The following is a 14,096-nucleotide window of genomic DNA, read 5'->3' as shown; positions in this document are numbered from 1 at the left end:
TGGCGCGCGCACGTGTAGGATTGCTGCGTTCGCTGCGTTTCGGGGACGATATGGCCACTGATCCTGCCCGAATCACGACGCCGGAGCGTACCAGCGAAGACGCCGACGCGGCGCTGCGCCCGAAGAGCCTCGACGAGTTCATCGGCCAGCAGGCCGCGCGCGAGAACCTGCGTGTGTTCGTCACCGCCGCAAAGGCGCGTGGCGAGGCGCTCGACCATGTCCTGCTGCACGGTCCCCCCGGCCTCGGGAAGACGACGCTCGCCGGAATCCTCGCCCGGGAGATGGGGGTCGGATTTCGCGCCACTTCGGGGCCGGTGATCGCCAAGTCCGGTGACCTCGCCGCGCTGCTCACCAACCTCGAGGACGGCGACGTCCTGTTCATCGATGAGATCCACCGCCTCGCTCCGGCGGTCGAGGAAGTGCTCTACCCGGCGATGGAGGACCGGGCGCTCGACCTGATGATCGGCGAGGGACCGTCGGCGCGCTCGGTCAGGATCGACCTGCCGCGCTTCACCCTGATCGGCGCGACCACGCGGCAAGGGCTGCTGACAACGCCGCTAAGAGATCGGTTCGGGATTCCGGTGCGGCTGAATTTCTACACGGTCGAGGAGTTGGAGCAGGTCGTTCGCCGTGCCGCTCGGCTGCTCGGCGTCGCGCTCACCGACGATGGCGCGCATGAGATCGCGCGGCGCTCGCGCGGCACGCCGCGCATTTCGGGGCGATTGCTCCGGCGCGTGCGCGACTTCGCCCATGCCTCGGGCGCGGACACGATCGACCTGCCGGTCGCCGACCGGGCGTTGTCCCGGCTCGAGATCGACGCACTTGGCCTCGACGCGATGGACCGGCGTTACCTGACGATGATCGCCGACCTTTACGGTGGCGGGCCGGTGGGGGTGGAGACGCTCGCCGCCGGCCTTTCGGAACCGCGCGACACGATCGAGGACGTGATCGAACCGTTCCTCATTCAGCTCGGCCTCATCGCCCGCACGGCACGGGGGCGTGCCTTGAACGGCCGCGGCTATGCCCATCTCGGGCTGCCGGTGCCGCAGGGCGGCCAGTCCGGCCTGTTCGACCAGGGAGCCGCGTCCAAATAATGCGCAATTCGTTGTTGCTTGCCGCCACCGCGCTCGTTGCGGCCTCTCCGCTTGCCGCTCAGTCTGCGGCGCCCGCCCGCGCGCCGGACTATGCCAAGGAGTCGTCGTGGCTGTGCCTCCCCGGACGCGCCGATGTCTGCTCGACCCCGCTCGCGACCACCGCGCTCAACCCCAACGGCTATGGCTCGACCCGCCTCAGCACCGTCACGAAAGACCCGCCGCTCGACTGCTTCTACGTCTATCCGACGGTCTCGCGCGACCAGGGGATGAACAGCGATCTCAAGCCCGTGGAGGAACGCGGCGCGACCGAGGTCCAGTTCGCCCGCTTTGCCGGCGTGTGCCGGACCTTCGCGCCAGTGTATCGCCAGATGACTGTCGGTGCGGTGGCGGCCTACGCCGCGGGCGCCGACATCAATGATGCTGCGAAGCTCGCTTATGCGGACGTGTCGGAGGCATGGCGGAATTACCTCGCGACCAGGAACAACGGCCGCCCATTCGTCCTCGTCGGGCACAGCCAGGGCAGCCTGATGCTGCAGATGCTGATCGGGCACGAGATCGAGACCAACCCCGTGGTCGCGGCGCGGATGAAGCTGGCGATCGTGCCCGGCTTCAACGTCCTCGTGCCTCAGGGCAAGCTGGTCGGCGGCACGTTCAAGAAAACGCCTTTGTGCAGCCGTCCTGGCGAGACCGGTTGCGTGATCGCCTACAGCAGCTTCCGCGAGAACAACGTCCCGTCGACGGGCGCGATCTTCGGCGTCGCCGATCGGCCCGGGATGACCGTCGGCTGCGTCAACCCCGGGCGCCCGGGGGCCACCGGCTGGGTGCCGCTCGACAGCTATTGGTACACGCGTTCCAGCCAGCCCGTTCCCGGCGGCCCGGTCGCCTGGTCGAGCGAAGGCCCGCCGCCGACCCCGTTCGTTCGCACCGACGGCCTGGTCTCGGCCAGATGTGTGAACGACGGCCAGCGCGGCTATCTGTGGATCCGCACCAACCACAAGCCGGGCGAGAAGTGGACCGACCGCGTCGGCGGCGAAGTGGGCGTGCTCGGCATGTTCCTGCCCGGCTGGGGCATGCATCTTTCCGACATGTACGAAGCCCAGGGCGACCTCATCCGCTCGGTCGGCGAGATCAGCGCTCGATCCAGAACAGCTGCTCGACGTTGAGGTCCAGTGCCTGGGCAAGCTTGATCGCCAAGGTTGCCGACGGCGTGAAGACCCGGTTTTCAACCGTGTTGATCGTTTTCCGGCTCACCCCGACGCGCGCAGCGAGCTCCGCCTGCGTCCAACCCTTGGCATCGCGTTCTTCCTTCAGCCGGTTCAGCAGCGCCTCAGCCAATGCGGTGCGCTCTCCGTTCGCGCGCGGCAAAGCTGATGAGCGCCGATCCCACTCCCAGCGTGACGAGAATGTGGACCCCTTCGTTGAAAGTCAGTGGCTCGAACATCGATTCGACGTAGAGCCCCAGCGAGGTGATGATCGTCACCCAAAATCCAAGCGCCTGGGAAGCCAGCCGGTTCAGCCGGGACGTCTCGTCGTTGAGGAGATCGCGAACCTTGCGGCCGCGGAGCAGGAAACCGCCGGTCGCAAGCAACATCATGATCAGAATGACGAGGATCAGCCACGCGCCAACTCTGGCATGGGAGTCCCGGGTTGCCGGCGAGCTCGTGAAGTAAAGGCTTTGGCCGGCGAAAAACACGATCGCCAGCACGAAAAAGATCTGCGAGCGCTTCCGCCCCATCCGCTCGGCGTCTTCAATGTCGCGCAAGTCACGCATGTCTGTTCCCCCGAAGTAACCTGTAGGTGACATGTGAGCTTCACGTTACATCGAAGTCAAGGGGATCGGCGAAGTGGGGTTTACGGCGGGAGTCGCCCATCGCTACAGCCGATCCGATGGCCGGGGAATCGCTCGACACGCCCTATCGCGGCGGCTTCATCGGCACGGAGCACCGGTTCGCGCTCACGGTCTATTTCGAGGACACGGACGCCTACGGCATTGTTTATTATGCCAATTATCTCAAGTTCATGGAGCGGGCGCGGTCGGACATGATCCGCGCCGTCGGAGTCGACCAGGCCGCCGAGCTCGGCCGATCGGGCAGCGCTTATGCGGTGGTGGAGGTCGACATCAAATATCGCCGCCCGGCCCGTCTCGGCGACGATTTGCAGGTCGTCAGCGGCGTTGAACAGGTCCGCGCATCCTCGGTCGACATTCATCAGCGAGTCATGCGCGGGGCCGAAATGTTGACCGACGCCCTCGTCACGGCGGCCTTCCTCGACGGTCACGGCCGGCCGCGGCGGCAGCCCGGCGACTGGGTCGCCAAATTCCACGCAATCACGGCGGATCGATGAAGCGGCTGCACTTGACCTTCCTGCTGCTTGGATTGGCCGGGGCCGCGCACGCGCAGCAGCCGGCGGCGACGATCATCGCCGTACCGCCGCTCACCAGTCCGGACAGCGGCGACAAGGGCAACCAGATGCTGGCCGTCGGCTGGAACGTGACGCAGCTGATCGCGGCGGACCTCGGCCAGACCAATGAGCTGACGCCGCTGAAGCCCAACCGCGACGATTATTATTCCGCTCCGGAGGTCACCGCCCCGACCTTTTCCAAGTGGCGCTCGGCCGGCGCCAAGGTGCTGGTGACCGGTTTCGTCCAGTCGCGCTCCGACGGCCGCCTGACCGTCGGCTGCTACGTCTACGACGTCGACAAGGGCCGCGAGCTTGCGCGAAAGGGCGTCATCATCGGTGCGAACGACTGGCGCCGGGCGGCGCACAAATGCTCCTCACTCGCCTACACGGCTGTCACCGGCGCGCCCGGAATGTTCGACACGCGGATCGCCTACGTCGCCGAAATCGGCGTAGGCGACGCACGCACCCGGCGAATCGCGGTGATGGACAGCGATGGCTCCAACCAGCGCTTTGTAACCCCGGGCGACGCGATGGTCCTGACGCCGCGGCTGGCGCCCAAAGGCGGGCAGGTCGCCTATGTCAGCTTCGCCGGCGGCAGGCCGAACGTGCGGCTGGTCAATCTCGGCTCCGGTCAGGAGCGCCCGCTGATTGCGGCCGATGCCATGACCTTCGCGCCACGCTTTTCGCCCGACGGCACGCGGATCGCTTTTTCGATGATGCTCGGCGCCAACAGCGACATCTACGTCGTCGGAGCCGCCGGCGGCCTTCCGCAGCGGCTGACGACCGCGCCCGGTGTGGACACCGACCCGAGCTTTTCTCCCGACGGCAGCCAAATCCTGTTCGAAAGTGACCGCGGCGGCTCCCAGCAGCTCTATGTGATGAACGCCGACGGCTCGGGCCAGCGCCGCATCAGTTTTGGCGGCGGCTGGTATGGAAGCCCGGCGTGGAGTCCGGACGGCCAGTCGATCGCCTTCACCCGGCGCGGCCAGGACGGCCGGCGCATCGGAATCATGAAGTCTGACGGGACAGGCGAGAAGCTGCTCACCAACGGCCCGGCCGACGAAGGTCCGAGCTGGGCCGCGAGCAGCCGCGAAATCCTGTTCCAGCGCACCGCACCCGACGGCCGCGGCGGGCTCTACCGGGTTGGGCTCGACGGCGGCGAGCCGCGGACGGTGACGATCCCGCAGGGCGGCTCCGATCCCGACTGGTCGGGAGTGATGGACTGATGCGTAGGATCCTGTTCGTGCTTGCTCTTCTGCTGGACGCCGGCGTTGCGCAGGCCCAGCTGCCCTTCCTCAAAAAGCGCGATGCGCAGCCGCAGCAGCCAGTGCTGCAGGGCATCGACGCGGTCCGCGCCGATTTCGCCGCGCAGGCCGGCGGCACGATGGTCTATTTCGGAAGCGGGGGCGTCACCTTGGGAACGGCAGCCAAGGCCGCGCTCGCGCTGCAGGCGGCGTGGCTCCGGCGCCATCCCGAAATGGTCGTTCGGATCGAAGGCTATGGCGATGCGGGCGACACCCGCGACCATGCGCTGGCGATCGGCGCCCGGCGCGCCGAGGAAGCGCGCGCCTATCTCGTCCTGCTGGGGGTGCCCGCTGCGCAGGTCTCGACGACCAGCTGGGGCAAGGAGCGGCCCGGTCTTGGCCGCGCCGTCACGATCTTGGTGCGGTGATTTACGCCGCGCGGCGCTGGTAGCTGGTCGTCGTCAGCCAGGCGCGCGCCTGGCGCTGGGCCTCGGCGATTTCACGCCCGGTCATTTCGAGCGCAATCTCGGCGCGGCATTCCTGCCCGCGGGTGCAGCCCGACAGCGCTGCGAGGTTGAACCATTTGTGCGCCTCAATCAGGTCGACCCCGATCCCGCCGCGACCCGTGGAATATGTCACTCCAAGCTCGAACAGCGCGTCCACGTCGCCGGCTTCGGCGTCGGCGAGGCGGCTCCTCAACAGGAACTCCGCGCTCTTCTGACTGATTGCCCCCATTTTGCGTCCCCTCACTCCCTGTTGGGGGCAAGTTCGTCCGCCAACGGCAAAGAAATGGTTAACGCCGTTTAGGCACGTTCAGACCGCGATGTTGTCAATCAGACGCGTCGTGCCGATTACGGCGGCGGCGATAAGCCGCATTTCGCCCACTATGGCATCCAGCGGTTCGAGCGTCGCGGCATCGACCAGCGCCAGATAATCGATCTTGAGGAAGCCCGCGTCGACGAGCGCCTGTTTGCCCGCCTGGAGAGCGGCGCTGACGGCGGTGCCATCCCGGATCGCGTCGCGCATGGTCAGAAGCGCATTCGGCAATGCGGCGGCGCGCCTGCGCTCATCCGGGCTCAAATAAGCGTTGCGGGATGACAAAGCGAGACCGTCGGCCTCGCGCACCGTCGGCACAGCCACGATCTCGACCGGAATGTTGAGGTCGGTGACCATCCGCCGGATCACCGCCAGCTGCTGGAAATCCTTTTCGCCGAACAGCGCGAGATCGGGGCCCACCGACAGCAGCAGCTTGGCGACAATTGTCGAAACGCCGTCGAAATGGCCGGGTCGCGCTTCGCCCTCCCACCGCTTCGAGACACTGGCGACGCTGATGTTGGTCGAGAAGCCCGCGGGATAAATGTCCTCGACCGACGGCGCCCACACCAGATCGCAGCCGGCCTCCTCGAGCATTCGTACATCCTGCTCCTGCCGGCGCGGATAGCGGCCGAAATCCTCGCCCTCCCCGAACTGGGTCGGATTGACGAAGATCGAGGCGGCGACGGTCGCCGCCCGCATCTTGGCCGCGGCGATCAACGCCAAATGCCCGGCATGAAGCGCCCCCATCGTGGGGACGAGCGCGAGCGTCCCGGCCATGCCGTCCCGAGCGCGTGCCAATTCTTCACTGTTAAGAACGATTTGCACGCGTGGGCCGCCTAAGTTAATCTTTCCAGCGGGCGGCGCTTGCACTTGCGCCGGGGGAAAGATCAAGCATGACCCAGCCGCATTTCATCGTCTTCGCCAACGAAAAGGGCGGGACGGGCAAATCGACAACCGCGGTGCACACGGCGATCGCGCTCGCCGCGTCGGGCCACAGGGTCGGAGCACTCGACCTCGACGGGCGCCAGCGGACGATGACCCGTTATCTCGAGAACCGCGACGCGACCATGCGCCGGCTGGAGAAGGAGCTTCCGCACGCGGCCTACGAAGTGCTCGAGGATGAAAGCGAACAAGGCCTGGCCGCGGCGATCGGCCGCCTCGGCGAGCATGCCGACGTCATTGTTATCGACACGCCGGGCCGCGACGATCCGGTCGCCCGCGCGGCGATCCTCAAGGCGGACACGCTGGTCACGCCGATGAACGACAGCTTCGTCGACCTCGACCTGATCGGCCAGGTCCACCCCGAGAATTACAAGATCACCCGGCCGAGCTTCTACGCCGAGCTGATCTGGAACAGCCGCACCCAGCGCGCCAAGCAATCGGGCAAGAGCGTCGACTGGGTCGTCCTCAGGAACCGCCTCCAGCACATCGAATCGCACAATCTGAAGCGCGTCGGCGCGGCAATGGACGAACTCGCGCGCCGCATCGGCTTCCGGGTCATCCCGGGCCTCGGCGAACGCGTGATCTACCGCGAGCTGTTCCCCAAGGGGCTGACGCTGCTCGACCTGCAGCAGCTCGGCGAGGTCGGGCTCGGACACATCACCGCACGGCAGGAGCTGCGCGAGATGATCGCCGGCCTCGCCATCCCCGGCGCCGACGAGGTCGAGCAAAAGGTCGCCTAGTTCTCCTGCGAAGGCAGGAGTCCAGACTCTTTTTGTGGGGCTGGACCCCTGCCTCCGCAGGGGTACAAGGCCGCGCCATGACTCACCGCTTCAACCCCACCATCCTTCGCGAATACGACATTCGCGGGATCGTCGGCGACACGCTGACCGAGGCCGACGCTTATGCGCTCGGCCGCACCTTTGCGGCGCTGGCGCTCGACGAGGACGCGCGGCGGATCGCGGTGGGGCGCGACGGGCGCACCCACTCTGGCATGCTCGAAGCGGCGCTGGTCCGCGGCCTGACCGAAGGCGGGGTGGACGCCGTGCTGACCGGCATGGGCCCTTCGCCGATGCTCTATTTCGCCACCCATGTTCTGGACGTCGACGGCGGCATCCAGGTCACCGGCAGCCACAACCCGGCGGACTACAACGGCTTCAAGCTGCTGCTGAAGGGCCGCTCGGTGTTCGGGCAGGAGATCCAGGCGCTCGGGCGCAGCGCGGCCGCCGGCGAGTGGACCGAGGGCAACGGCCGCACGGAGGAAGTGCATATCCGCGAGGCCTATGTCGACCGGCTGGTCGAGGGCTTCTCCGGCAAAGGGTTCCGGATCGGGTGGGACGCCGGCAACGGCGCGGCCGGACCGGTGCTCGACGAGCTGATCCAGCGGCTGCCCGGCCACCATTACGCAATCTTCAGCACCGTCGACGGGCGTTTCCCCAATCACCACCCGGACCCGACGGTCGAAGCCAACCTCGCCGACCTCAAGCAGCTCGTCGCCGACAAGCAGCTCGATTTCGGCATCGCCTTCGACGGCGACGGCGACCGCATCGGCGCGGTCGATGCCAAGGGCCGCGTGATCTGGGGCGACCAATTGCTCGCGATCCTTGCCGGGCCGGTGCTCGAGGCGGAACCCGGCGCGACGATCATCGCCGATGTGAAAGCGAGCCAGGTCCTGTTCGACCGCGTCGCCGAATTGGGCGGCAAGCCGCTGATGTGGAAGACCGGCCACAGCCTGATCAAGGCGAAGATGAAGGAGACCGGCGCGCCGCTCGCCGGCGAGATGAGCGGCCACATCTTCTTCAAGCACCGCTGGTACGGCTTCGACGACGCGCTTTATGCGGCCGTGCGGCTGATCGAGGCGGTGAGCGTCAGCGGCAAGAGCCTGACCGAGATCATGGACGCGATGCCCAAAACCATGGCCACGCCCGAATTGCGCTTCCAGGTCGACGAAGTGCGCAAGTTCGCGACCGTCGAGGAGGTCCGCGACCGCCTCACCGCCGAAGGCGCCAAGGTCGACGCAACCGACGGCGTCCGGGTCAGCACGAGTGACGGTTGGTGGCTGCTCCGCGCCTCGAACACCCAAGACGTGCTTGTGGCGAGGGCAGAGGCGGCGGATCAGCCGGGGCTGGATCGCCTAGTCGCGCAGATTGACGATCAGCTTGCGAAGTCAAACGTGGAGCGCATTGAGGCGGTGCACTGACTCATGCCGCCAGTTCGTCCCTTTATCCAAGTGTTCGCTCTGATCGCCGTGCCTGCCCTAGTCGCTCTGATATTCTACGAGCAGGGCTACAGAGCCGGGCTTTCCGAGGCTCGGCACAAAGACCGTTTTCAGGTCAATTGGAATGGATCCGAAGCGCAAACGAAAGACGCCATTCAGAGGTGGCTTGCGAAGAACCATGCGCGTGAATTGAAAGAGACCTACCCGGTTGTGATGTCATTTCCCGACAGAAATTGCATTCAACTGAAAATGGAGCTCGGCGGCGTCGGCGGAGAACCCATCTACTGTTATCGTGCAAATTCATTGCAGTTGGTCGAGGAAGTCAGTGACGTCGAATGAGCGTCTATCCCAAGGTCACCGAACCGCAGTTCAATCATCCTCATCCTCATAGCCGACAAGGTTCAGCTCGCAGGCCTTGATCTGGTGGGTCATGCACCAATGCTTGAGCGCTTCCTCGCGGCCATGCGTGATCCACACTTCGCTGGGCTCGAGCTCGCGGATGGTCATGGTCAGCTCGTCCCAGTCGGCGTGATCGGAGATGATCAAAGGCAGCTCGACATTGCGCTGGCGGGCGCGCTGGCGGATGCGCATCCAGCCTGAGGCCATCGCGGTCACCGGGTCGGGCAGCCGCCGCGACCAGCGGTCGTTGAGTGCGCCGGGCGGGGCGATCACGATATGGCCGGCCATTTCCGCCTTCGTCGCGCCGGTCGCGGAGCGAAGCTCGCCCAGCTCCACGCCGAAGCTCTCGTAGAGCTGGTTCAACCGCTCGATCGCGCCATGGAAATAGATCGGGTCGTGATGTCCGCGCGCCCGCAGCTCACAGATGATCCGCTGCGCCTTGCCGAGCGCATAGGCGCCGACCAGCACGCAGCGGCTCGGGTCGGAGTGCAGCCGGTGGAGCAACCGGTCGATCTCGCTCCCGGTGTCGGGATGGCGGAACACCGGCAGGCCGAAGGTCGCCTCGGTGATGAAGACGTCGCACGGCACCGGCACGAAGCAGGCGCAGGTCGGATCGGGCCGGCGCTTGTAATCGCCCGAGACGACGATCCGCTCACCGCGATGCTCCATCACGATCTGCGCGGAGCCGAGAACGTGGCCGGCGGGGACGAAGCGCACGTCGACCTCGCCGACGCGGATCGTCTCGTCATAGGTGATCGGCTGACCCGATTGGGGCCCGTAACGCGTTTCCATGATCGCCAGGGTTTCGGCGGTCGCGAGCACGGCTGAATGCCCGCTCCGGGCATGGTCGCCGTGGCCGTGCGTGACCCAGGCGCGGGCCTTCGGCGCCGACGGGTCGATCCACGCATCGGCGGGCTCGACATAGATGCCCTCGGGGTGGGAGTGAATCCAGGAACCCAATCGCGCCATCGCGAGCTATATAGGGCAGGCAACGCAAAGTTCCCCCGGGAGGAAGAGCATGGATCGAGCGAATTGGTGGGTGATCGACATAATCGGGCCGGCGATCCTGCTGATCGTGCTGATCTGGCTGGTGATGAGGCGCCGCTCGACGGGCAAGGACGGCCGCACCGAACAGGCGACGCACGATCTCTACACCGAGGAGGAGCAGCGCCGGCGCGAGGGGACCGATAAAGCTGAGAAGTGACGCGCTTCCCCCACTCGTAGAGAAGTGGTTCGAATCCAAGGGCTGGCGGCCGCGCCGGCACCAGCTCGAAATGCTCGAGCGCGCGCGGCTTGGGCGGAGCGCATTGCTGGTCGCCGCGACCGGCGCCGGCAAGACGCTCGCGGGCTTCCTTCCGACGATTTGTGAACTTGCCGAGCAGCCGTCCGAGGGCCTTCACACGCTCTATGTCTCGCCGCTGAAAGCGCTGGCCGTCGACGTCCAGCGCAACCTCATCGGCCCGATCGAGGAGATGGGGCTCGATATCCGGGTCGAGACGCGCACCGGCGATACGCCCTCCGACCGCAAGGCGCGTCAGCGGGTCAAGCCGCCGCAAGTGCTGCTGACCACGCCCGAGTCGCTGAGCCTGCTGCTGAGCTACCCCGACGCGGCGCTGATGTTCGAGAATCTGCGGTCGATTGTCGTCGACGAGCTCCACGGCTTCGCTAAGGAGAAGCGCGGCGACCTGCTGTCGCTGTCGATGAGCCGGCTGCAGAAGCTCGCGCCCGGCCTCCGGCGCGTCGGCCTCTCGGCGACCATCAGCGACCCTGACGCGTACCGCTCGTGGCTCGCGCCCGACGCCGACATGGAGCTGGTCGATGTCGTCATCGGCGATCCCGGCGCGGAGCCCGACCTGTCGATCCTGATTCCCGAGAACAAGATCCCGTGGGGCGGCCACTCGGGCCGGCACGCCGTGCGCGAGGTGATGGAGCTGATCGAGGCTCACAAGACCACGCTGGTTTTCTGCAACACGCGCAGCCTCGCCGAGCTGATCTTCCAGGATTTGTGGGCGGTCAACGACCAAGCGCTGCCGATCGGCATCCACCACGGCAGCCTCGCGGTCGAGGCGCGGCGCAAGGTCGAAGCGGCGATGGCCGTGGGACGCCTGCGAGGCCTGGTCGCGACCGCGAGCCTCGACCTCGGAATCGACTGGGGCGACATCGACCTGGTCATCCAGATGGGCGCGCCCAAAGGCTCGTCGCGGCTGCTGCAGCGGATCGGCCGCGCCAACCACCGGCTCGACGAGCCGAGCAAGGGGATCATCGTCCCCGGCAATCGCTTCGAATATCTCGAATCGCGCGCCGCGCTCGACGCGATCGACGACGGCGAGCTCGACCCCGAAGTGTTCCGCCCCGGCGCGCTCGACGTGCTTGCGCAGCATATCCTGGCGATGGCCGTCGCCGCGCCGTTCCAGCAGGACGAGCTGCTCGCCGAGGTCCGCTCGGCGGCGCCTTATGCCGGCCTCAAGCAGGAGACGTTCGAGGAGGTCCTGAGCTTCATCGCCACGGGGGGCTACGCGCTCAAGGCCTATGACCGCTTCCGCCGGCTGGTGCCCGAGCCCGGCGGCATGTGGCGCATCGCGCGGCCGGCGATCGCCCAGCAGCATCGGCTGAACGCCGGCGTGATCGTCGAGCAGCCCTTGCTCACCGTCCGCTTCCGCAATGGCCGCAATCTCGGCACGATCGAGGAGGGCTATGCCTCGACGCTCAGCCCCGGCGACCATTTCTATTTCTCCGGCCTCAGCCTCGAGGTCGAGCAGTTCAAGGACACCGACATCATCGTCCACGCCTCGTCCAAGCGGGCGCGGATCGTCACCTACGGCGGGCAGCGCATGTCGATGTCCACTCACCTCGCGAACCGCGTCCGCCACATGCTGGCCGACCGCAACGACTGGTCGCGCTTTCCCGACGATGTCAGCGAGTGGCTCGAGGTGCAGTCCGAGCGCTCGGTCATCCCCGAGCCGCACCAGCTGCTGGTCGAGACCTTTCCGCACGAGGGCCAGCACTTCATGGTCGCCTACAGCTTCGAAGGCTGGAACGCGCACCAGTCGCTGGGCATGCTGATCACCCGGCGGATGGAGAGCGCGGGGCTCAAGCCGATGGGCTTCGTCGCCAACGATTATGCGCTCGCCTGCTACGGTCTCGAGCCGATCACCGACCCCAAGGCCCTATTCTCGGCGGATATCCTCGAGCAAGAGTTCGTCGACTGGGTCGAAAGCTCATACTTGCTCAAGACCGCGTTCCGCGAGGTCGCGGTGATCGGCGGGCTGGTCGAGCGGCACCACCCGGGCAAGCGCAAGTCGGGGCGGCAGGTCAGCTTCTCGACCGACCTCATCTACGACGTCCTGCGCCGCTACGAGCCCCAGCATTTGCTGCTGCGCGCGGCGTGGGACGATGCGCGGCGGCGAATGACCGAGCTCGGGCGGCTTGTCCGGCTGGTCGACCGCGCGTCGGCGACCATGCTCCACGTCCAACCCGGGAGAATCACCCCGATGGCCGTGCCGCTGATGGTCATCGTCGGGCGCGAGGCGCTGCCCCCGGGCGCGGAAGCCGACGAGACGCTGCTGACGCAGGCCGAATCGCTCGCCGAGGCGGCAATGCAGCTATGATTGTTCATTGCCCGTTCGCGCCGCTTCTGCGAATCTTGCCGTCATGAAGCGCATTCTCAGCCTGTCCCTGACCTTATTCCTTCCCGGCTGCGTCGTCGGCACCGTCGCCAAGACCGCGGTCGATGTCGTCACCTTGCCGGTGAAGGCGGTTTCCGCCGGCGTCGACGCCGTCACCACCAGCCAGAAAGAAGCCGACGAGAAGCGCGGCCGCGAGATCCGGAAGGAAGAGGAGCGGCGCGGCAAGCAACTTCGTCTCGCCGAGGATCGGTGCCGGAAGGGCAGGCCGCTGCCGACCGACGACTGCCGCCAAACGGTCCAGCGCTGAGATACTTCCTCGACACGGAATATAATGGCTGGGGCGGAGCGCTGCTCAGCCTCGCATTGGTTCCGGAGCACGGCGAGGAACTTTACCTGACGCTCGACTGGGACGGCGCGCTCGAGGAGTGGGTTGAGCGCAATGTCGTGCCCTATCTCGACACGGTGCCGCAGAATCTGGTGTCGGCGCGGATGAGCCGGGCTGACGCCGCCCGCACCGTCGCCCACTATCTCGCCGGTGACCAGGATCCCTTGATTATCGCCGATTGGCCCGAGGATATCGCGCTGTTCAACGCTTTGCTGGTGACCGGGCCCGGCGTGATGTCCGAGGTCCCCGAGATGAGTTTCCGCTTCGTTGCGCTCCCCGGCTTCAGCACGGCGGCGAACAGCAAGGTGCCGCATAACGCGCTCCATGACGCCCGCGCGCTTCGCGACCACATCCTCTCGCTCGAATGACTATTCGGCGGCGGTGAACAGACCCGCCGCTTCGTCGGACTTGATCCAGGTCAGATCATCGAGCCCGAGTTCGCGCCCATCATGCGCGACGACGCAGATCTTGCGCACGGGGCGGCGGTCACGCCGGTCGGCGAGGACCACCTTCATTTTGCCATAGCCCCAGCGCTCGCCCCACTGACGAAGCGCGAGGACGACCGGCAGCAGGCCCTCACCCTTGGGTGTGAGTGAGTAGATCACCCGCCGTCCATCCTCCGGGTCGGCCGCGCGCTCGAGGATGCCGCCCGCGACCAGCTTGGACAGGCGATCCGACAGGATGTTGCGGGCGATGCCCAGGCCGCCTTGGAATTCCTCGAAATGCCGGAGGCCGTTGAGCGCTCCGCGAAGGATGAGGAAGGCCCATTTCTCGCCGATCAGCTCGACCGCCCCGGGCAGCGCGCACGACAGCGCCGCTTCCCTGAACTCATCCAAATGAGCCGTCAGCGAATCCGTCGCCATAAGCCCTTCTCTCCCCAGAGAATCTCATCAAAGCACACAAACGAGCGAAAAAACAGTTGCCAAGTGCAACGAATTATCCTATTCCGTTGCGTATTGCAACTTTCAAAGGGGT

General features: G+C 66.4%; 18 protein-coding genes. 12 read left to right on the top strand and 6 right to left on the bottom strand.

Annotation, left to right across the window (positions count from 1 at the left end; all coding sequences use genetic code 11):
• Window positions 1–50: 50 nt before the first annotated feature.
• Entirely contained in the window at window positions 51–1,094 is a 1,044-nt protein-coding gene (gene ruvB, locus ACJ8FR_RS00250) for a Holliday junction branch migration DNA helicase RuvB (protein WP_407826593.1), read from the top strand.
• Complete coding sequence (locus ACJ8FR_RS00245) at window positions 1,094–2,257, top strand: DUF3089 domain-containing protein (RefSeq protein WP_407826592.1); 1,164 nt, start codon at window positions 1,094–1,096, stop codon at window positions 2,255–2,257. Before ruvB ends, ACJ8FR_RS00245 begins: the two co-directional genes overlap by 1 nt.
• Here the strand turns inward: ACJ8FR_RS00245 and ACJ8FR_RS00240 are convergent.
• Window positions 2,223–2,429: a helix-turn-helix transcriptional regulator gene (locus tag ACJ8FR_RS00240; RefSeq protein WP_407826591.1), complete on the bottom strand. Its 207-nt coding sequence runs from the start codon at window positions 2,427–2,429 to the stop codon at window positions 2,223–2,225. The genes ACJ8FR_RS00245 and ACJ8FR_RS00240 overlap by 35 nt on opposite strands.
• Window positions 2,422–2,865: a hypothetical protein gene (locus ACJ8FR_RS00235; protein ID WP_407826590.1), complete on the bottom strand. Its 444-nt coding sequence runs from the start codon at window positions 2,863–2,865 to the stop codon at window positions 2,422–2,424. The genes ACJ8FR_RS00240 and ACJ8FR_RS00235 overlap by 8 nt, the downstream gene beginning before the upstream one ends.
• A 116-nt stretch (window positions 2,866–2,981) precedes the next feature.
• On the opposite strand from ACJ8FR_RS00235, the gene ACJ8FR_RS00230 reads away from it, so the two are divergent.
• From ACJ8FR_RS00230 to ACJ8FR_RS00220, 3 genes are read left to right on the top strand one after another with little or no spacing between them, the layout of a single operon-like run.
• A complete protein-coding gene (locus ACJ8FR_RS00230) occupies window positions 2,982–3,437 on the top strand; it encodes a YbgC/FadM family acyl-CoA thioesterase (RefSeq protein WP_407826589.1) in 456 nt (151 codons plus the stop codon).
• Window positions 3,434–4,720 carry a Tol-Pal system beta propeller repeat protein TolB gene (tolB, locus tag ACJ8FR_RS00225; protein ID WP_407826588.1) on the top strand — a complete coding sequence of 429 codons (1,287 nt, stop codon included), beginning with the start codon at window positions 3,434–3,436 and terminating at the stop codon, window positions 4,718–4,720. Before ACJ8FR_RS00230 ends, tolB begins: the two co-directional genes overlap by 4 nt.
• Window positions 4,720–5,166 carry an OmpA family protein gene (locus ACJ8FR_RS00220; protein ID WP_407826587.1) on the top strand — a complete coding sequence of 149 codons (447 nt, stop codon included), beginning with the start codon at window positions 4,720–4,722 and terminating at the stop codon, window positions 5,164–5,166. Before tolB ends, ACJ8FR_RS00220 begins: the two co-directional genes overlap by 1 nt.
• A gap of 1 nt (window position 5,167) precedes the next feature.
• Here ACJ8FR_RS00220 and ACJ8FR_RS00215 read toward each other — a convergent pair whose 3' ends face one another.
• The gene (locus ACJ8FR_RS00215; RefSeq protein ID WP_407826586.1) at window positions 5,168–5,473 is read right to left on the bottom strand and encodes a hypothetical protein; all 306 of its coding nucleotides are present in this window, start codon (window positions 5,471–5,473) and stop codon (window positions 5,168–5,170) included.
• Between the two features lie 78 nt (window positions 5,474–5,551).
• Window positions 5,552–6,379 (bottom strand): pantoate--beta-alanine ligase, encoded by an 828-nt coding sequence (gene panC / locus ACJ8FR_RS00210; protein WP_407826585.1) that lies wholly within the window; start codon window positions 6,377–6,379, stop codon window positions 5,552–5,554.
• Window positions 6,380–6,447: 68 nt separating this feature from the next.
• On the opposite strand from panC, the gene ACJ8FR_RS00205 reads away from it, so the two are divergent.
• The 3 genes from ACJ8FR_RS00205 (at window position 6,448) to ACJ8FR_RS00195 (ending at window position 9,050) form a co-directional block, all read left to right on the top strand.
• Window positions 6,448–7,236, top strand: coding sequence for a division plane positioning ATPase MipZ (locus ACJ8FR_RS00205; protein WP_407826584.1), 789 nt, complete (start codon window positions 6,448–6,450; stop codon window positions 7,234–7,236).
• A gap of 77 nt (window positions 7,237–7,313) precedes the next feature.
• Entirely contained in the window at window positions 7,314–8,693 is a 1,380-nt protein-coding gene (pgmG, locus tag ACJ8FR_RS00200) for a phosphoglucomutase/phosphomannomutase PgmG (RefSeq protein ID WP_407826583.1), read from the top strand.
• 30 nt (window positions 8,694–8,723) lie between these two features.
• On the top strand, window positions 8,724–9,050 hold the full coding sequence (locus tag ACJ8FR_RS00195) for a hypothetical protein (protein ID WP_407826582.1): 327 nt from the start codon (window positions 8,724–8,726) through the stop codon (window positions 9,048–9,050).
• A 30-nt stretch (window positions 9,051–9,080) separates the two neighbouring features.
• Here the strand turns inward: ACJ8FR_RS00195 and ACJ8FR_RS00190 are convergent, their stop codons facing one another.
• Window positions 9,081–10,079 carry a ligase-associated DNA damage response exonuclease gene (locus ACJ8FR_RS00190; protein ID WP_407826581.1) on the bottom strand — a complete coding sequence of 333 codons (999 nt, stop codon included), beginning with the start codon at window positions 10,077–10,079 and terminating at the stop codon, window positions 9,081–9,083.
• 49 nt (window positions 10,080–10,128) lie between these two features.
• Here ACJ8FR_RS00190 and ACJ8FR_RS00185 point away from each other — a divergent pair, with 49 nt between their 5' ends.
• The 4 genes from ACJ8FR_RS00185 to ACJ8FR_RS00170 are packed head-to-tail and all read left to right on the top strand — an operon-like array spanning window position 10,129 to window position 13,489.
• Entirely contained in the window at window positions 10,129–10,314 is a 186-nt protein-coding gene (locus ACJ8FR_RS00185) for a hypothetical protein (RefSeq protein WP_407826580.1), read from the top strand.
• On the top strand, window positions 10,304–12,718 hold the full coding sequence (locus ACJ8FR_RS00180) for a ligase-associated DNA damage response DEXH box helicase (RefSeq protein WP_407826799.1): 2,415 nt from the start codon (window positions 10,304–10,306) through the stop codon (window positions 12,716–12,718). The genes ACJ8FR_RS00185 and ACJ8FR_RS00180 overlap by 11 nt, the downstream gene beginning before the upstream one ends.
• A 43-nt stretch (window positions 12,719–12,761) precedes the next feature.
• Window positions 12,762–13,043 (top strand): hypothetical protein, encoded by a 282-nt coding sequence (locus ACJ8FR_RS00175; protein ID WP_407826579.1) that lies wholly within the window; start codon window positions 12,762–12,764, stop codon window positions 13,041–13,043.
• Window positions 12,986–13,489: a hypothetical protein gene (locus tag ACJ8FR_RS00170; protein ID WP_407826578.1), complete on the top strand. Its 504-nt coding sequence runs from the start codon at window positions 12,986–12,988 to the stop codon at window positions 13,487–13,489. The genes ACJ8FR_RS00175 and ACJ8FR_RS00170 overlap by 58 nt, the downstream gene beginning before the upstream one ends.
• On the opposite strand, the gene ACJ8FR_RS00165 is transcribed toward ACJ8FR_RS00170, so the two are convergent.
• Window positions 13,490–13,984, bottom strand: a complete 495-nt coding sequence (locus ACJ8FR_RS00165) for a winged helix-turn-helix transcriptional regulator (RefSeq protein WP_407826577.1) — start codon at window positions 13,982–13,984, stop codon at window positions 13,490–13,492.
• Window positions 13,985–14,096 lie beyond the last annotated feature (112 nt).

This window comes from Sphingomonas sp. (assembly GCF_045810705.1).
GTDB lineage: Bacteria > Pseudomonadota > Alphaproteobacteria > Sphingomonadales > Sphingomonadaceae > Sphingomicrobium.
The sequence above is the reverse complement of the archived record's forward strand: the minus strand, read 5'-3'. Positions and strand labels throughout refer to the sequence as shown.